Genomic DNA, 17,354 nt, shown 5'->3' with positions numbered 1-17,354 from the left:
TGCGGGACACGCCTTCGCGATTAGTCGACCGCGTCGCTGGGATGCGCGATCCGCTCCGTGAGCTCGACCGTCAGCGGGAACGCCAGGTTCTCATTCTTGGGCGGAATGGGCCTCGTGAACCACTTCGCATAGGTCTTCTCGAACTGGCCCGACGCCATCTGCTTGGACAGCACGTCGTCGACGAGCGCCTTGAAGCCGGTATCGCCCTTCGTGAACATCAGGCCATAATAGATCTTGGCGTAACCCTCGGGGAGAAATATCAGCGCATCGGGATTCGGAGCCGCGGCCTTGAGGCCTGCAAGAAGAATATCGTCTTCCATGAAGGCGGCCGCGCGGCCGGTGTTCAGCATCAGGAAGGATTCGGCGTGGTCCTTCGCCTGGACGATGTTGAAGCTGAGCTGCTCCTTCGCATTCACGCCTTGCGCGAAGCCGACGGCATTGGAGCCCTGGGTCACCACGATGGTCTTGCCCTTGAGATCGCCGGCCGTCTTCAGGCCGCTGTCCGCCTTGACCAGCCAGCGCGGCTGGCTCACGAAGGTGGCGACGGAAAACGAGACCTGCTCCTGCCGCTTCCTGTCATTCGCGGTGCCGCCGCACTCGATATCGACGGTGCCGCTCTGGATCAACGGGATGCGGTTGGACGAGTTCACCGGAACGTAATTCACCTTGAGATTGGGCAGGCCGGTCTCCGCCTTGATGCGCTCGACGATCGCGGCGCAGAGATCGAGCGAAAAGCCGATCGGCTTCTGGTCGGGACCGAGATAGGAGAACGGGATCGAGGCCTCGCGGTGGCCAATGGTGATGGCGCCGTTCGATTTGATCCTGGCGAGCGTGGGACTGTCGGCGGCAGCCGCGGGTCCACTGACGGCGCCGAGGACCGCGAGGCCGGACAGAATGCTCAAGACACGCGCAAACTTCGTCATGGACGTCTCCTTGATGGACAGCCTAAAGCGCGCTGAGATTGCGATGAATCGTCATCGCGCTTCAGGTTGTTGTTTACGCATGATCTTTCCGGAAAACCGCTTCGCACTTTTCCGGATCATGCTTTAGGCGGCCCTCGATGATGGCTTCACGCCGCGCCGCCGCATGATCTCGATCAGGCGGTCGACGTCGGCAATCGTGTTGAACATCCCGAACGACACGCGAATGCCGTCCCGTTCCGGCGACACGCGGACCCCGTTCTCCTCGAAATGGCCGAACCATTCGGCGGCGGGCAGCGCGATGACGTAAATGTGCGGCGCGCGATGCTGCCGCGCGCGAGGGCCGACCAGGCGAACATCCAGCGCGTCGAGCCGGGCGATGAGATGGTCGCCGAGATCGAAGCAGTGGTTCTTGATGTTCTCAACGCCTAGCGCTTCGATCATGTCGAGCGAGGCACTGAGCGCATGGATCGCCGGAAGATTGAAATTGCCGAGCTCGAAGCGGCGCGCGCTCGCGGCAAGCTCGAGCCTGTCAGGACGGGCGATGAGATCGGCCGGGACTTCCGCAAGGCTCGCGGCTGCGAGGTAGGCAGGCTCGAGCTCAGCCCTCGACGTGTCCCAATAGAGCAGGCCCAGCCCTTGCGGCACGAGCAAGCCCTTGTGGCTGCCCGAACCGATGAAGGTCGCGCGCATCGCTTTCGCATCGATCGGCACAACGCCGATCGCCTGCATCACATCGACGACGAAATACAGCCCCTTCTCCGCACAGAGGGCCCCAATGCTTTCGACGTCGAAACGATGACCGGCATGGAAGGTCACCTGCGACATCGAGATCGCCCGCGTGTTCGCATCGATGTAGGGACGAAGGCTGTCGGCGTTCACGATCTCCGTCATCGGCACGAACTCGACGGTCACGCCCTTGCGCCGCAGATTGAGGAACGCGTAGGCGTTGTTCGGATGGTCGCCGTGGATCATCAGGACCTTGTCACCGGCGCGCAGCGACAGCGCATTCGCAGCGATGTTCATGCTCTCCGAGGTGTTCTTGGTGAAGGCGATCTCATCCGCCGATGCGCCCAAGAACCGCGCCAGCTTCTTGCGGGTCTGCTCGACGCGATCGAGCCAGACGCTCTTCGGGCCGGCGGTCTCGAGACCCTCGCTCAGGAAACGGTCGATCGCCGCCTTGACGGGACGCGCAAGCGGGGTCTGGAAGCCGGAATCGAGATAGGTGATCCGCTCGGCAGCCGGGAACTCCTTCCGCACGGCTTCGACGTCGTAGTGTTCTGACATCCCGATCTCCTGAGCACGTCCGCGGCGGCTCGCACTTGCACAAATCCTGTTCACCGCCGCGCAACGCCAACGATATGGGCAAGGCGCAAAAGCGCCTACACGAATTTTCATATTCCAGTAGTTTTTATTCCGAAAAATGATAATTTCCTAGCTCAGGGTGGAGACTTGCAAAATGCTGCAGCCGAGTACCGACGGGCCACTGGACCGCGCCTTCGCGGTCATTGGCTATGTTGCCAGCCAGACCAGGGCGGCCTCGGTCGCGGAAATCGCCGCTGCGCTGTCCCTGCCGCTGCCGACTGCGCATCGGCTCATCGGAAATCTGGAGCAGCGCGGGCTGCTGCAGAAAGCCGTGGGAACGAAGCGCTACGTGGTCGGAAATCAACTGGTCACGCTGTCGGCGCGCGTGATCGGCGCAGCTTTCCGCACCGCGCGCCGGCACGCGGTGCTCCGCGCCGTCGCCACTGAGATCGGCGAGCAATGCGAGATCGGGGTCGTGCGGGACAATGTCGTTGCCTATGTCGACAGCGTTCGCGTGTCGCAACCTCAAGGCCTCCAGTTCAATCCCGGCGAAGCGGCCCCGCTCCACTGCACGTCGACCGGCAAGATCTACATGAGCCGCCTGCCGGAGCGCGCGCGCGAGAAGCTGTGCCGCGCGCTCGCTCTGACGCGATATACCGACACGACGATCGTGGATGTCGAGCGCCTGATGAAGGTGCTCGATGAGACCCGCAAGCGCGGCTGGGCCAAGACCAACGAAGAGTATGTGAGAGGCGTCGTCGGCTGCGCCGTTCCGATCCTATCTCCGGATCGCGAGCTGATCGCGTGCCTGGGTGTGTCCGTTCCCGTGGCACGCGTGAGCTTCACTGAACTGGATCGATTCATAGCTCCACTGCAGAAAGCCGCTGCATTGCTATCGGAGACGATCCTCGGGGATGACGAGGACGATGCAGGCGAAGCATCAGGGAAATCCTGAGCCGGTCGTTCCGCGACATGGCGGCGACCGCCGGTCGTGCCGTAGCAATCAATGGCAATAAAGTATTCACCACGAGACACACTTGTACTGTCCGGGCAATGCAACCTTTCGATGCCTGTGCTAAACCAGAAGGTGAAATGAATTGTCGCCACACCCTCGTGTGGCGAATGGAATGCCGGAATGCCCAGTATATCGAGTCTCGCGCGATGGATCGGATCGGCGAATGGCGCTGAAATACTGAGGTGTCCGACGGTTGCGGCCCCGGTCCGGCGACGCAGGGCTTCCAGGCCTCACGCGTTGATCGAACGGTCCTGCTGGCTGACAGGCACGCTGGCGAGCGGCCTCGCGATATTCCTGATCTCGGCGGTTGGCGTCACGGTGGAGATCCGCAGCCTCGCCCTCTCGCTCCTGCTGATGTCGTTCCTGGTTGCCATCTATCTCATCTATGGGACATGGCGGCCGGCGCCGGTCCTGTCGAATATAGGCGGTGCGGTCGCAGCTCTTTTCCTCTCGATTGGAATGGCCGGAATTATCAGCCTTGCCGGGTTGCGGTACCATTACCCCGTGATCGATGACGCGCTCGCGGAGAGCGACCGTTCGCTGGGAATTGACCTGCCCGCGATCATCTCCTGGTTTGCCGATCACCCGGCTCTGTCGAAACTTCTCGATGTCGCCTACCAAAGTTCCTTTCTTCAATTGCTGGGACTGGTCGTTCTTCTTCCCTTGCTCCGTCGCACAGACAAGCTCTGGGAGCTGGTCTTCGTCTGCAGTCTTGCCATTGTCACCTCCACCACGATTTCGATCTTCTGGCCCGCGACAGGCGCTTTCGCCTATTTCGACTATTCGAACGACATCCTGGGAAAACTTCCACTGAACGCGGGGACGTACCATCTCGCGAAATTCGAGTATTACAGGAACGCGGCCGCACCGGTGCTGTCCTTTGCCAGTCTTCAAGGTGTGGTGACCTTCCCCTCGTTCCACTGCTGCCTCGCGCTGATGACGATTTTCGCCGTGATCGGCACGGGATGGCTTTTCTGGATCGTTGCGTCCTGGAACGCTCTCGTGCTGATATCGACGCTCCCGATCGGCGGCCACTACGTGATCGACCTGGCCGGCGGCGGGTTGTTGTGGCTGGTCTGCGTCGCCTTGGCAGCGATGCTGGGCAGATGGAGCGCCCGCGAACCGGTCTCCGGCGACAGGCTGGTTGCGGCCGAAGCGGGCATCGCGACATGAAACCTGCTAGGCAGGTTTGAGCCGCGCCCAACCGTCCGATCCGTGACGGCGAAGGGCGAACGCAAGAACGCATTTCGCGCCGACGGCCCGATCGGAGACCGATCCAGATCGGACACCGTTTCAGCTCTTCGTGCTCGCCGTCTTGTCGAGCGCGGCCCGCAAGCCATTGGCGAGTTTGATCGCGTCGTCGTTGGCCCAGAAGTGCATGAAGAACAGGCGCGGCTGTTCGTCCAGCATGTGGCTGTGCAGCGCCGTCACGGCGATGCCGTGCGACCGCAGCGCCTTGATGACGGGGTTCACCTCGTCGCCGGTCAGCACGAAGTCGCCGGTGATGGCCGCCTTGCCCGCGCCGGTCGGCTGGAAGTTGATGGCGGTCGCAACCCCCAGCGGCCCGACGGGGCTCAGCTGCATTCCCTGCTCGGTGACGGGATCACGGCGCGGAACGTTGAACTGGTAGACGCCGCCATTGGCCTGTCCCTTGACGCCGATGATCTGGTCGAGCTGCGCGGTGTCGAGATCGACGGCGGGCGGCGGGGCCGCCGCAGCCGGCACCGACATCGGTGTCTTGCTTTCGGCGAGCGCCTCCTTGAGGGCCGTTGCGATCCTGACGGGATCGCCGTGACCGGCGACGTGCATGTAGAACGTCGCCGGGTTCGCACCGAGCAGATGATTGTGCACGGCCGTGATCTCCAGCCCGCTCGCGATCATCTTCAGCATGACCGGGTTGATCTCGGGCTCGAGAAGCACCAGATCGCCCATCGTCATGGCGCCGCCATGGGCCGGCTTGAACGCGACCCAGCCGCCGAGCGCCAGCGCCGGCTTGATGGTCACGCCGTCAAGCGTCACCGTGAGATCGGTGCGCGGAAAGCCGTAGCGATGCACGTCGCCGGTGACAGTCGGCTTGCGGCCGAGCGCGTCATCGACCTTCTGCCAGTCGACATCCTGCGCGCGGGCGGTTGCGATGAAGCAGGCGCCGATGGCCATCAGCGCCGAGATTGTCTTGCGCATTGATCTGCTCCCTTGAGCTTGAATTCGGGTTCCGGAGCGGTCTCAGTTCCGCTCCTTGATCTGGCCGCTGCTGTCGACAACGAGCCGCACCGGTTTGCCGTTCTTGATCGCCTTGGCGGTCGTCCCCTCCGCGGTCGACTTGATGTCGCTGACCTCCGTGTAGCCAGCCGCCTTGATCCTGGCGACGAGCTCCTCCTCAGTCAGCGCGCGTGCGGCAGACGCGCCGCCAATCAACGCCAGAATGAGGAAAGCGTGAAGGATTGTCCGTGTGCGCATGGTCGTTCTCCTGTGTCCCCGCCCCAGGTGAAAGTCCGTTTCGCAAGGCTACGCATCGACAAGACCGGCGCGCCGCGCCGGACCGATGAGCCGAAATGATGCGTTGGATGATATCGGGGTGGCTGATGACATGCGGCGTCCTTGGTCAAGATCAGGACGCGATTCTTGGGCATGTCGCCTCACGGGGAGATCGCACATCCCCGACAGGCCGAGTAGAAGACCGGGTGGCCGAGCTGTCAACGCACCCATCCCAGCGGGTGCTCACAAAGAATTTTACGCTTCGTTTGGAACCACGCGCCCGCGCATCATGCACGGCCCTGACACACCACAATTCCAGGCGCTGCGCAGATCACCGGCGGCGATCGCGCGGACGGTGAAGCAGCGCATGCTCCTCCGCCTCGTCGGCAGCGACGAGCGCGCCGATGCGCGGATCATCGCGAAGACCATGCTGCGCGCCGACGAGCATTTCGTGGCGCTGTGGAGCGAGCGCTATGTCGCGGCGCTGCCGCCGTCGCATCCGCTGACGCTGAAGGAGAAGCTCCGCGCTGCCGACCTCGCCGACGTGCCCCTGATCGACCGCTGCCATTGCGAACAGAGCGCATTCTTCGGCCGCAATGCGCAGCGGCGCCAGACCGCGGCGATCGCGCAATCGGAAGACTGGGCGATGGCGCTCGTGGCTGCCGGTGTCGGCATCGCCATCGTCCCGGAAGGCGTGGCGAAGGGCAATCCTGACGTCGCGGTGCGCGAGATCGAGGTCAAGGTCAGGCGCGAGGTCGGCCTCGCCTATCGCGCGTCCGTGCCGCTGGCCGATGCGTTGGAGGATTTTGTTGGGAAGCTTCAGAAGCAGCGAAAAGTCGATCGGCCTCCAGGCCGGCACGTTGCGCGCAAAGCGCCTAACCCTTCACCACGACCGCACGGCCGTACGGCGGCTGGCTCATGACCGGAGGGTTGGCGGTCTGGGCGGCGAGCTCTCCGATCAGGCGGTCGGCATCGGCGGCCATGCCGTCGGGCGCCTGGATCACCAGGCGCTCCAGCGCCCAGCGGTAGGAGGAGACGCGCTGCTCGAGGCACTGCTGCACCCACTGCACGATCAGCGAGTTCTCCTGCATGCGCGCGACCGCATCGTCCCTCTCCCTCGGCGAGAGCGCGGAGACGCGCGCCATGCTGGCGTCGCGCTTCCTGTCGAGATCGATGACGCGGATCGCGGAGGCGAAGAACGGTTCGAAGCGGGTGATGTCGTTGCGGACGTCCTCGATCAGCTGCGCATAGCGCGAGGAATGCGAGCGGTGCGGCTCGTCGATCAGCGTGCGGCCGTACATGGTGCGGTCGAACACGATCTTCTGCCGCCAGGGCGAGGGCAGCGGCTTGTAGTCGCCGAACACGCTCTTCCAGGCCGGGCGCGACAGCGGCGGCTCGATCATGGGATAGGCGAGGTCGCGCAGCTGGCGCTCCTCGTCGGTGAGCTGGAATTGCGAAGGCCCCAGGCCGACGCTGCCGGTCGCTTCGGCCCCTAACCAGCGATGCATATCGTCGCTGCGCATGTCAGCGCGGGTGCGGCCGAAATCGCCGCCGCTGCAGGCGCCCAGCATTGCGCCGAGCAGCGCGAGAAAAGCGGCCGATATGAAAGGCCGGATATGGCGGATGGGATCCGGCATTGCAAAGAGCCAGACCTCAGCGACGGCGTCGACGGCGCCCCGGCGCTGTGCCCTGCTCCGGCCCGCGATCGCCGCTGGTTTCGTCACTCTGGCGCTCGATGCGGATCACCGGGAGGATCAGAATCATCCCCATCTCCGCATGCGGTGTGACGTCCCCCGACGAGCCTACCCGGCGACCGGCCGGAAATTCGATGATGGTCCCCATGTCAGCTCTCTCAATTGCCGCGCGATCAAATACGCCCCTGCAACATGGCGATCATTAAGATCAGTTCATGGTTAACGGGGTGTAAACATGCCGTTCGGACCGTAACCGCACGGACCCGGCCGCGCTGTCCCGCTGCGGCACGATAAGATCTCAAATTTAAGGACCGGCTTCACGCCTCGTTTTCCTTAACGAGGCTTTAAAGGAACCTGCGCTAGGCTCGCGCCAAGTATCTTCTTTCGAGTTGCGTACGCCTCCATGACCAAGTCGCTGTTTCCCGGATTCGACGGGCTGATTAGCCTCTCCCGTCGCGAAGGCGTCGATGTTCGGCCGACGCTGCTGCGCGTGCTGACCGACCTCTATGTCCAGACGCGCGTCCACAGCGATGACGAGCAGCGCCAGTTCATCGAGCTTGCGACGCGGCTGATCGACCAGGTCGACGATGCGACGCGCGCGGCCATCAAGGCGAAGCTCGCGATCTATCCGCAGACGCCAGTCCCGGTGCTGCAGAAGCTCGGGCTGGTCGCCGCCCAGGAAGGCCGCAGGATTCCGCTCGCGCGCGAAATCCCCGCGCCCGCGCCGCCCCCCTCGCCTTCCCGCGCGCCGACCGAGGCCGAGCAGCGCATGGCCGCGAACATGGCGATGCAGCCGAAGGACGCCGCCGAGATCCACGACATGTTCTTCCGCGCCGGCGCGCCCGAGCGTGCGCTGATCCTGCACAATCTGGCGCAGACGCCGCTGAAGGCGGCGCCGCGCATTCCGACCGTGCGCGCCAAGCGCGCCATCCAGATCCTGGAGATGGCGGCGATCGCCGGCGATGTCGACAACTTCACTCTCGAGCTCGGCGACAGCCTGATCCTGCCCTCGCGCGTCGCAGCCCAGATCGTCGACGATCCCGGCGGCGAAGCGCTCGCGGTCGCCGCGCGCGCGCTCGACATGCCGAGCCCGAACTTCCAGCGCATCCTCTTGTTCTTCAAGCCGGAGATCGGCAATTCCGTGAACGAGGTGTACCGGCTGTCGCGGCTCTACGACCGCCTCGACGACCGCTCGGCGCTGGTGATGCTGGCGGCCTGGCGCGGCTCGACGCTCGCGGTCACGCGAGCGAAGTACCAACCTTCGCTGCACGACAGTGAACGCCAGCGCGCCCGCGCAGGCGCCAGCCAGACGCGGCCGGGCGCACAGCCCGGCTCCGCGCCTGCGGTGCGGACGGGCACCGGCGGATCGTCGGATCGCTAGATTTCGCAGCGCCGCCTCGATCTGGCTCGACACGTACCGCAAGCTGGTCCAAAAGGCGGAGCGTCGTCGTCCACAAACGCGGCCGGATGTCGACCGACCAGACGGATCAATAGACCATGGGCTACATTGCGCCGACGGCTTTCAGGGAGATCACCGAAGCCGATTTCGATGACGTCGCGGATGCGATGATCGAGATGCAGGCCCACTATCGCGCCCGCTGTCCCGCGCGGGACTTAATCATCGACGGGCTGAGGTCGAGGCCGACAGGATCGCGAATTCTGCTGGCTTGCGAGAACGGCGGGATCGCTGGCTTTGCGTGCTTCAGTGCGATCTATCCCGGCCCCGGTTTGACGTCGGGTTTCTTCCTGAAGGAGCTCTACGTGCGTCGCGATCGACGCAGCAGCGGACTGGGGCAGAAGCTCATGGCGCGCCTTGCGGCAATAGCCCGGCAAGAGGGGCACGACCGCATCGACTGGACTGTCGATGCGGCTGATCTGCGACTGCAGCAGTTCTACGAAATGCTCGGAGGACAGGCGCTGCCGGAAAAGCGGTTCTTTCGCATCGCCGGCGCAAAGCTGACGGAGCTCGCCGAAAGGTAATTGGCCATTGGGCCAGTCAGGCCTTCGCCAATTCCAGGAAATGCCGCCCGGCGCGGTCCTCGGTCTCGACGATCCACGCATCGGAATCGAAGCGAAGCTCCTTGGTCAGGCGCTCCTCGATCGTGTGCTCCGGCAGCGGCTGAGGCGCCACCGGCACGAAGAAGCGATCGACGGGACGGCCGTCGTCATAGACGGTTTGCGGCGCCGGCACGTAGAGCATCGCATTGCCGTCGAGCAGCGACACCTTGACGAACACCGCACCCGCCTCCTCGGCGCCGCGACGGCGCACCGCGCCGAACACGCCCTCGGTCTGGCAGCGGCGCAGGTAAGCCGCGACCCATATGTTGGATTTCAAACGCATGGGAAGCACGATAGGCCAGTGCCGCCATCAGCACCAGCCTCGCGCACGAGCGTGACAATCATTCGACGGGATGGCCGATCGCGGCGGCGAGCTCGCGCAGCAGGCGGTCGGAGACCTGGCCGGTGACGGGCATCTTGTGCTCGCGCTCGAATTTCTGGATCGCGGACTGGGTTTCGCCGCCCATCGTGCCCGTGATCTTCAGATTGCCATAGCCGTATTCGGACAGCGCACGCTGCACGCCGGCGATGCGGCGCGCGCCCGGGCTCTGCTGCGGGATCGGCGCCGGCGGACGGATCGCGGACGGCGGCGTCGAGGTCGTCGCCTTGACCAGATTGGTCATGGGATCGTTGCCCGCGCGCGGCGTCGATGCGGTCGCCTCGACCGGCTTCTCCACCGGCTTCTCTGCGGCTCGCTCGGCCGGCTTGGGCTCGACGCGAAACTCCGTCGCCTTCGGCTCGAGCGGCGAGGTATCGGCGCCGACCGGACGCGGACGCGGCATGGGATTCGACAGCGGCACCGAGGACGGCGCGGGAAGATTGATCACGGTGCCGAACATCGGCGCCGGATGCCGGCCGGTCTGCAGGAACAGCGCATTGGTGACGATTGCACCGATCGCGGCAACGGCCACGAGGCCGGCCATCGTGTCCTTGGGGCTGTGCAACAGCACGCGCATCACGAGATTGCGCTCGGTCTCGATGTCGATGACCGCGGCCTTGGCTCCACCCTTGGCGCCACGGCGGCGCGGAGCGGTGTCGTCGTTGGCAGACTTCTTAGGCACTTTTCTTCACCAGAGCGGGTTGGTCGTGAAGTTGTTCCGGAGTTTCCTGACGCAGCACCGGCGTCAAGGTCGCGATCTTGTTCTCGGCAGGTTTGGTTTGCGGCGGCGTGTAGACGAGCGGCAGCTTGACGGTGACGGCGGTGCCCTCGCCGAGCCTGCTTTGTACCGTCAATTCGCCGAGATGCAACGCCACCAGGCTCTTCACGATCGAAAGCCCAAGGCCGGTGCCTTCGTGGCGGCGCTGATAGGTCTTGCCGGCCTGGAAGAACGGCGCACCGATGCGCTTGAGATCGTCAGGCGCGATGCCGACGCCGGTGTCGCTGATGCGCAGCGTGAGCTGCGATCCGGTCACCGCGGCCGATACGGAGACTTGCCCGCCGCGCTCGGTGAACTTGATGGCGTTGGCGACGAGGTTGAGCACGATCTGCTTGAACGCGCGCGGATCGCCGGTCATCACCGGCAGGTCCTGCGGCGCGTCGGTGACGAGGTCGATGCCGTTCTCCCGCGCCTTCAGCGCCAGCAGATTGCAGCAATGCAATAGCGAGGCACGCGGCGCGAACGGCTCCGATGCGATCTCGAAATTGCCCGATTCCATCTTGGACATGTCGAGGATGCCGTTGACGACCGACAACAGATGCTGGCCGGAATCGTTGATGAGCTGGGCATATTCCTTGCGCTGGGCCGCGCCCAGCATCAGGGTCTGCTCCTGCGCAATCATCTCGGAGAAGCCGATGATGGCATTGAGCGGCGTGCGCAGCTCGTGGCTCATGGTGGCGAGGAAGCGCGTCTTGGCGGCATCGGCGGCTTCCGCCGCGCTGCGGGCCTGATCGAGCGCCTGCTCGGAATGCTTGCGATCGGTGACGTCGCGCATCACGGCGACGACCTCGGCCTCACGCGTGGGATCGCGGCCCCGATCCTGGTCGAGCGGCCGGCAGCGCATCTCGACCCAGATGAAATCGACCTGGCCGCGCTCCGAGCTGGCAGGCTCGCGCCGCAACCGGAACTCGACGCTGCGCACGTCGCCGCGCGCCGCATCCGACAACGCGGTGAGATAGGCCGGACGGTCGGCGACATGGACGCGGTCGAACAGGCCGTGGCCGTGCAGTTGCGCGACTGATAGGCCGAGCATGGCCTCGGCGGCCGGCGAGATGAACTGCACCGCGCCGTTGCGCTGATGCCGGGAGATGACGTCGCTCATGTTGCGCGCGAGCAGGCGATAACGCTCCTCCTCACGCGACAGCAGCGCGACGCTGGTGCGCGCAAGCGATTCCGCGCCGAAGGCAAGGCCCGCAGCATAGAGAGTAGCCGAGGCAACGCCGAAGGCCATCAGCACGCCCCGCTGCGCGGCGCTCGGCTCCTCCACCGGCAGCCAGCCGAGCTGGCTGATGAGGATCAGCATTCCGGCGCAGGACAGCGCGAGCAGCGAGGCAAAGGCCGCGACGCGGCGCGAGGCGGACAGCGCAGCTTCGAGGGGAACCACCACCAGCCAGACCGCGGCGAATGATTCGATACCGCCGGTCGTAATTGCGACCGCCATGATCAGGCCGGAGAGCGCCAGCGACGACAGCACATGCGCGCCCTCGTAGCGGCCGGTCCGCGAAAGGAACCAGGACAGCATGATGGGCGCGATCAGCCAGGCAAAGGCCGCGACCTCGACCGCGCTCGGCGCGCCACGCATGGCGAGATAGACAGGGAATGCGGCAAACGCCGCCAGGCTGCCCAGCAGCCGCGGCGCCATGAAGGCACGATGGCGCGCACGCGTCAGCGCATCGTAACGCGCGGAGGGATGCAGCAGCGCATCGAGACAATCGCGGATGATACTCAAAACTGTCACGGGTCTCGCGCTTCGGCTCAATCGTCTTGAGAAGACGCGCCGGAACGCCTCCTTGTCGTTGAGCCACCGTGTCAGAGCGACCTTAAACGAGTGCTAAGGCGGCGCGGCACGCGGCCGGACACCGTGTCGTCGCGGAGCTTTTTAGACGATTTGACGACGTCTTCGGTGAGGATGGTGAACACAGGGTTTCACCGTCCTCCGCATGGTTTCGAATTGGTGGATGCGCGGGATCCGGAAGGCCACGGGCCCCGGCAGCAATGGAAAATTTACGAGACCAGGGCCTTGCAAAGTTTTTTGCGCCAATTTTCCGCGAATTAAGCTCAAGGCAATCACTTGCGATTTATCGAGGGTTGCTAGGTCCGGGCGCTCGCGGGGATCGCCGCGGCGGGATCTAACGTACAGGTCGACAAGATGCGCTTTCTGCTCCGCATCACATTCTGGCTCGGGCTGGTGCTGGTGCTCCTGCCCAGGGACAAGACGCCCGAATCGGAGAAGGTGCCGCAAATCGGCGCCGCCGACGCGGTGCAGGCTGCGACCGCGGCCGTCTCCGACATGACCCAGTTCTGCAAGCGACAGCCGGCAGCCTGCGAGGTCGGCGGCCAGGCCGCGACCATCATCGGCCAGCGCGCCCAGGACGGCGCGAAGAAGCTGTACCAGATCATCAACGACAAGGAAGAGCAGATCACCAACGACAAGAACGACGGCAACAAGAACGACCACAAGAAGTCGCCCGACCACACCGGCTCGATCGCGATGGCCGGCGAAGGCGACGCTGCCGCGAGCGAGGCGCCGCGCGACACCCTGACCCAGGACGACCTCGCGCTGGAATGGCGCGGCCCTCAGGCAGCGAATTAGGGCCCAAACCCTATCGATTTCACGGCTTCGCGTCCCTATATTGGCGGTAAGCGGGAACTGTGGGCCAATATGACGACGATCGACGAAATCAGGGACAATTTCGAGCTTCTGGACGAGTGGGACGACCGCTACCGGTACGTCATCGAGCTCGGCCGTACCCTGGAACCGATGCCGGAGGCCGAGCACTCTGCCGAGAACAAGGTGCAGGGCTGCGTCAGCCAGGTCTGGCTGCAGAAGCTGATCGACCGCAGCAATGGCGCGCCGGTCCTGAAATATCGCGGCGACAGCGACGCCCATATCGTGCGCGGGCTGGTCGCAATCGTGCTCTCGCTCTACTCGGGCCGGACGCCGCAGGAAATCCTCGCAACCGATGCGATCGCCGTGTTCAACGAGTTCGGCTTCCGCGATCATCTGACGCCGCAGCGCTCCAACGGCCTGCGCTCGATGGTCGAGCGCATCAAGACCGACGCGAAAGAGGCGCTGGCGGAAGCGTCGTAAAGAACGCCCCCTCAAATGAGGAGCGCACGTACCGAACCACACTGCAAACTGCCGTAGGGCAAAGCGGAGCGTGCCCACCATTTGCGCGTGATTGGTGAGAATTCGTGGGCACGGCGCTTCGCGCCTTTGCCCACCCTACGGGATCTCGGCCTGAACTACTTCCCCTTCTTCCGCTGTTGCTGCCCTAATCCCATCTGCTTGGCCAGCTGCGAGCGCGCCACCGCGTAGTTCGGCGCGACCATGGGATAGTCGGCCGGCAGGCCCCATTTCTCGCGATATTGCTCCGGCGTCATGTTGTACTGGGTGCGCAGATGGCGCTTCAGCGACTTGAAGCGCTTGCCGTCCTCGAGACAGACGAGATAGTCAGGCGCGATCGACTTCTTCAGCGAGACCGCCGGTTTTGCCGGCTCGAGCGGCGCCGCCTCGGTGCGCCCTGTCGAAACCCGCACCAGGGCGCCATGAACCTGGCTAATCAGGTTCGGAATCTCGGCAGCCGGCGTCGGATTGTTGCCGAGATAGGCCGACACGATGCTCGCCGTCAGCTCAATGAAGTTCTTAGCCCCGGCATCCGACATTGCCCCCTCCCTGTTGCGCCGACTGGGATTGACGACGCCAAAGTATTCCGTGTCAACAATACCTCGACCAAAATACGACAACTGGCGAATATGAGCTGACGACTGACGACGTGACAAGAACGGTCGCGTTTTACTTGCGTAGCCCAGGTCTCAGGACCGCTGATCGAGATGCGCGCGCAACTCGTCGATCGAGGCAAAGCGCATCATGCCCTCCGGCATCTGCGCCTCGATCGAGCCGTCGGAATAGAGCGAATAGGCCATGCCGTCGACGATGCCGGACTTGAGCACCGTCACGGGCGGCTGCTCGGCCGCCGGCTCCGGCTCGGGTGCAGGCGGCGGCGGGGGAGCCTCGGCAAAGGTCGAGGGCGAGCGCGGCGGCGGGGACGGACGGCGTGCGGCGGCCGGCGGTTCCGGCGGGCGCATGCGATCCGGCTTCGGCCAGGCATCATCGAAGCTCGCAGGCGGGGTGTCCGGCGCGGCTGGTGCTGCGGGCTCCGCAGGCGGCGGCGCGCCCTCGGCGGCCTTGGCCTCCGCGCGTTCGCGCTCCTTGCGCGAGGTCGAGGCGAACATCAGATTGCGACGGCGCGGCGGTTCCGGAGTTGCGGGAGGCGTCGGGACAGCCGGCTCCGGCGGTGGCTCGACGCGCGGACGCTCGCGCGCGGGTGCTTCGCCGAGCCATGGCGGCGCCGCCGGCGATGGCATCGGCTCGGCCCGCATGGCCGGAGCAGGCACCGGCTCGGGCGATGGCGCACCAGGCACTGCGAGGCCCGGCAGCACGGGCCTGACCCGAACCTCGGACGGTGCGCCGGCGAGCCGGCGGGCGATGCCCTTCAGCTCCAGCAGCACCAGATGCAAGCCGGCCAGTAACATCCCGGAGCAGACGCCGATCGTGCCCGAGATTATGAGAGTACTGCCGAGACTGAATTCCCTGACGGTGAAGCCAAACAGGATCGCAAGGAGGCCCGCCACGACGGCGACAATCCCCACGATCAACATTGCCAAGGTCATCGAACTCACCCCCGGCCGCGCATCCACACGCGACACTCGCGCCACGATACCGTCTTACGGCGTTCCACGCCAACGGCGAATTGTGGTCAGCGTTCCTAAAGAGAAGGAAATCAGGGACTTATTCACATTCCCTTCAGCTACGGCTCGCTACTGCTGGTCTGCTTCCGTTTGCAAGGATTTGCTGCGTCGCATCAGGAATTTAGCCATAATGCCCAATTACTTGGTAATGGAACTGCGCTATAGGGATTCCGGGGAAGTGGCCCGCGCGCACCAGCAGGGCCAAGAGGGGATTCCGGGTCACCAATAGCCATGACATCCATCACGACTTCGGCGATCGACACGCCTCTGCGGCGCTCGGTCGAACGGACTTGCGACGATCTCGCCATGCTGGTGCTGGCCGCGGTCGCCGTGATTGCAGGCTTGACGTTCCGCGACTACGGACTCGGCTGGGACGATTACACCCACGCTGAATATGCCGACCTGTTGCTGCGCATGTTCGGTTCCGGCTTCAAGGACACCGCGGCGCTCTCCTTCGCCAATCTCTACATGTATGGCGGCGGCTTCGACATGGTCGCGGCCCTCTTGCACAAGGTGCTTCCGCTCGAGCTGTTCGAGACGCGCCGTCTGGTCGGAGCGGTCGTCGGGGTGATCGGACTTGCCGTGACCTGGCGGCTCGGCCGCCGCGTCGGCGGCCCCCTTGCGGGTCTTGCCGCGCTCCTGCTGCTCGCGCTGTGCCCGATCTTCTATGGCCACATGTTCATGAACCCGAAGGATGCGCCCTTCGCGGTGGCCATGATCATCCTGATGCTGGGCCTCGTCCGGCTCGCCGAGGAATATCCGCAGCCGTCGCCGCGCACGATCCTCATCGTCGGCTTGGGGGCCGGTCTTTCGCTTGGCTGCCGCGTTCTCGGCGGGCTCGCGCTGGTCTACGCCATGCTCGGCTTCGTGCCGCTGTTCCTGGAGGAACTGCGCACCGAGGGTTTGCGCGAGTCGGCCCGCCGCTTCGCCCATGTCGTCTATGTGCTGCTACCCGGCCTCGTGCTCGGCTATCTCGTGATGGGCCTGATCTGGCCGTGGTCGATCATGGAGCCCGGCAATCCCTTCGAGGCGCTGACCTACTTCTCGCACTTCTTCGAGAAGCCCTGGAAGGAGATGTTCGACGGCGCGATCGTGTCCGTGCCCGACATGCCCTGGTCCTATCTGCCGACGCTGTTCGCGCTGCAGCTGCCCGAGGTGATGCTGGTGCTGATGGGCGGCGCCGTGGTCAGCACCTTCGCGCTGCTGCCACGCGGCGACGTTCCGGCTCGCCGCAAGACCATTCTCCTGATGCTGACGCTGGCCGCGACCCTGCCGCTCGCGATCGCGATGGTGAAGCGTCCCGCGCTCTATAACGGCATCCGCCATTTCGTCTTCGTGATCCCGCCGATGGCGGTGCTGGGCGGCGTCGCCTTCGCCTGGGCGATGGAGCGCCTGCGCGCCAACCACCGCACCTGGCAGCCGGTGGTGCTCGCGACCTTCTGCTTTGGCCTGGCGCTCTCGCTCGCCGAGATGATCCGGCTGCACCCCTACCAGTACACGCACTTCAACCACATCGCCGGCACCGTGCGCGGCGCCGACGACCGCTTCATGCTGGATTATTGGGGCCTCGCGCTAAAGCAGGCCTCCGACGAGCTGCGCGAGCAACTGGTCGAGCGCCAGGAAGTACCGCCGGTCAATCGCAAATGGAAGGTCGCGGTGTGCGGTCCGCAGCGTCCGGCGCAGGTCGCGCTCGGACCCGACTTCACCATCGGCTGGGATTCCAATGCGGCCGATTTCGCCATGACGCTCGGCGAGTTCTACTGCAAGGGCCTCACCGCGCCCGTGATGGTCGAGATCAAGCGCGACGACGTGGTGTTCGCCCGCGTCTACGACATCCGCGGCCGCAGCATTTCCGGCCTGCTCTCGATCCCGGCGCCGTAAGATCATTGTCCGATCGGACGGCCGCGGAGACGAAACGTCGCGTTGGCCGCGATCGGCGGTTCTGGAATCCGGAACCTCCAGCGCGCACTCCATGCGG

At 64.8% G+C, this 17,354-nt stretch carries 19 protein-coding genes; 8 read left to right on the top strand and 11 right to left on the bottom strand.

Translation table 11 applies throughout. The features are described from left to right. Positions 1 to 20: 20 nt before the first annotated feature. A complete protein-coding gene (locus GGD63_RS09135; RefSeq protein ID WP_183241011.1) occupies positions 21 to 923 on the bottom strand; it encodes an amino acid ABC transporter substrate-binding protein in 903 nt (300 codons plus the stop codon). A gap of 123 nt (positions 924 to 1,046) precedes the next feature. Further along, on the bottom strand, positions 1,047 to 2,207 hold the full coding sequence (locus GGD63_RS09130; protein WP_183241009.1) for an aminotransferase class V-fold PLP-dependent enzyme: 1,161 nt from the start codon (positions 2,205 to 2,207) through the stop codon (positions 1,047 to 1,049). Between the two features lie 172 nt (positions 2,208 to 2,379). On the opposite strand from GGD63_RS09130, the gene GGD63_RS09125 reads away from it, so the two are divergent. Continuing rightward, on the top strand, positions 2,380 to 3,180 hold the full coding sequence (locus tag GGD63_RS09125; protein WP_183241008.1) for an IclR family transcriptional regulator: 801 nt from the start codon (positions 2,380 to 2,382) through the stop codon (positions 3,178 to 3,180). 378 nt (positions 3,181 to 3,558) lie between these two features. Further along, a complete protein-coding gene (locus tag GGD63_RS09120; RefSeq protein WP_183241006.1) occupies positions 3,559 to 4,413 on the top strand; it encodes a phosphatase PAP2 family protein in 855 nt (284 codons plus the stop codon). A 120-nt stretch (positions 4,414 to 4,533) separates the two neighbouring features. Here the strand turns inward: GGD63_RS09120 and GGD63_RS09115 are convergent, their stop codons facing one another. Further along, positions 4,534 to 5,421 (bottom strand): DUF1259 domain-containing protein, encoded by an 888-nt coding sequence (locus GGD63_RS09115; protein WP_183241004.1) that lies wholly within the window; start codon positions 5,419 to 5,421, stop codon positions 4,534 to 4,536. Between the two features lie 42 nt (positions 5,422 to 5,463). Further along, positions 5,464 to 5,697 carry a hypothetical protein gene (locus GGD63_RS09110; protein WP_183241002.1) on the bottom strand — a complete coding sequence of 78 codons (234 nt, stop codon included), beginning with the start codon at positions 5,695 to 5,697 and terminating at the stop codon, positions 5,464 to 5,466. Positions 5,698 to 6,004: 307 nt separating this feature from the next. Between GGD63_RS09110 and GGD63_RS09105 the strand changes: the two genes are divergently transcribed. Continuing rightward, positions 6,005 to 6,637: a LysR family transcriptional regulator substrate-binding protein gene (locus GGD63_RS09105; RefSeq protein ID WP_409334047.1), complete on the top strand. Its 633-nt coding sequence runs from the start codon at positions 6,005 to 6,007 to the stop codon at positions 6,635 to 6,637. On the opposite strand, the gene GGD63_RS09100 is transcribed toward GGD63_RS09105, so the two are convergent. Together GGD63_RS09100 and GGD63_RS09095 are read right to left on the bottom strand one after the other, a co-directional pair. Further along, the gene (locus tag GGD63_RS09100) at positions 6,591 to 7,352 is read right to left on the bottom strand and encodes a hypothetical protein (RefSeq protein ID WP_183241001.1); all 762 of its coding nucleotides are present in this window, start codon (positions 7,350 to 7,352) and stop codon (positions 6,591 to 6,593) included. The genes GGD63_RS09105 and GGD63_RS09100 overlap by 47 nt on opposite strands. A 16-nt stretch (positions 7,353 to 7,368) precedes the next feature. Next, entirely contained in the window at positions 7,369 to 7,557 is a 189-nt protein-coding gene (locus GGD63_RS09095; protein WP_183240999.1) for a hypothetical protein, read from the bottom strand. A gap of 255 nt (positions 7,558 to 7,812) precedes the next feature. Here GGD63_RS09095 and GGD63_RS09090 point away from each other — a divergent pair, with 255 nt between their 5' ends. Both GGD63_RS09090 and GGD63_RS09085 read left to right on the top strand, forming a co-directional pair. After that, positions 7,813 to 8,790 (top strand): DUF2336 domain-containing protein, encoded by a 978-nt coding sequence (locus tag GGD63_RS09090; RefSeq protein ID WP_183240997.1) that lies wholly within the window; start codon positions 7,813 to 7,815, stop codon positions 8,788 to 8,790. Between the two features lie 116 nt (positions 8,791 to 8,906). Next, a complete protein-coding gene (locus GGD63_RS09085) occupies positions 8,907 to 9,389 on the top strand; it encodes a GNAT family N-acetyltransferase (protein ID WP_246785417.1) in 483 nt (160 codons plus the stop codon). A gap of 16 nt (positions 9,390 to 9,405) precedes the next feature. Here the strand turns inward: GGD63_RS09085 and GGD63_RS09080 are convergent, their stop codons facing one another. The 3 genes from GGD63_RS09080 to GGD63_RS09070 are packed head-to-tail and all read right to left on the bottom strand — an operon-like array spanning position 9,406 to position 12,362. Next, positions 9,406 to 9,750, bottom strand: a complete 345-nt coding sequence (locus tag GGD63_RS09080) for a DUF1491 family protein (RefSeq protein WP_183240996.1) — start codon at positions 9,748 to 9,750, stop codon at positions 9,406 to 9,408. Positions 9,751 to 9,808: 58 nt separating this feature from the next. After that, the gene (locus tag GGD63_RS09075; RefSeq protein WP_183240994.1) at positions 9,809 to 10,528 is read right to left on the bottom strand and encodes a peptidoglycan-binding protein; all 720 of its coding nucleotides are present in this window, start codon (positions 10,526 to 10,528) and stop codon (positions 9,809 to 9,811) included. After that, a complete protein-coding gene (locus tag GGD63_RS09070; protein ID WP_183240992.1) occupies positions 10,521 to 12,362 on the bottom strand; it encodes an ATP-binding protein in 1,842 nt (613 codons plus the stop codon). Before GGD63_RS09070 ends, GGD63_RS09075 begins: the two co-directional genes overlap by 8 nt. Before the next feature lie 411 nt (positions 12,363 to 12,773). Between GGD63_RS09070 and GGD63_RS09065 the strand changes: the two genes are divergently transcribed. Both GGD63_RS09065 and GGD63_RS09060 read left to right on the top strand, forming a co-directional pair. Continuing rightward, positions 12,774 to 13,217, top strand: coding sequence for a DUF5330 domain-containing protein (locus GGD63_RS09065; RefSeq protein ID WP_183240991.1), 444 nt, complete (start codon positions 12,774 to 12,776; stop codon positions 13,215 to 13,217). A gap of 69 nt (positions 13,218 to 13,286) precedes the next feature. Continuing rightward, complete coding sequence (locus tag GGD63_RS09060) at positions 13,287 to 13,715, top strand: SufE family protein (RefSeq protein WP_183240989.1); 429 nt, start codon at positions 13,287 to 13,289, stop codon at positions 13,713 to 13,715. Positions 13,716 to 13,870: 155 nt separating this feature from the next. Here the strand turns inward: GGD63_RS09060 and GGD63_RS09055 are convergent, their stop codons facing one another. Together GGD63_RS09055 and GGD63_RS09050 are read right to left on the bottom strand one after the other, a co-directional pair. Further along, the gene (locus GGD63_RS09055) at positions 13,871 to 14,290 is read right to left on the bottom strand and encodes a MucR family transcriptional regulator (RefSeq protein ID WP_063690921.1); all 420 of its coding nucleotides are present in this window, start codon (positions 14,288 to 14,290) and stop codon (positions 13,871 to 13,873) included. A 150-nt stretch (positions 14,291 to 14,440) separates the two neighbouring features. Further along, entirely contained in the window at positions 14,441 to 15,298 is an 858-nt protein-coding gene (locus tag GGD63_RS09050; RefSeq protein WP_183240987.1) for a DUF308 domain-containing protein, read from the bottom strand. Between the two features lie 309 nt (positions 15,299 to 15,607). Here GGD63_RS09050 and GGD63_RS09045 point away from each other — a divergent pair, with 309 nt between their 5' ends. Further along, positions 15,608 to 17,257 (top strand): glycosyltransferase family 39 protein, encoded by a 1,650-nt coding sequence (locus GGD63_RS09045; protein WP_183240986.1) that lies wholly within the window; start codon positions 15,608 to 15,610, stop codon positions 17,255 to 17,257. Positions 17,258 to 17,354: the final 97 nt, after the last annotated feature.

Source organism: Bradyrhizobium sp. cir1, from assembly GCF_014198245.1.
Taxonomy (GTDB): Bacteria; Pseudomonadota; Alphaproteobacteria; order Rhizobiales; family Xanthobacteraceae; genus Bradyrhizobium.
The sequence above is the reverse complement of the archived record's forward strand: the minus strand, read 5'-3'. Positions and strand labels throughout refer to the sequence as shown.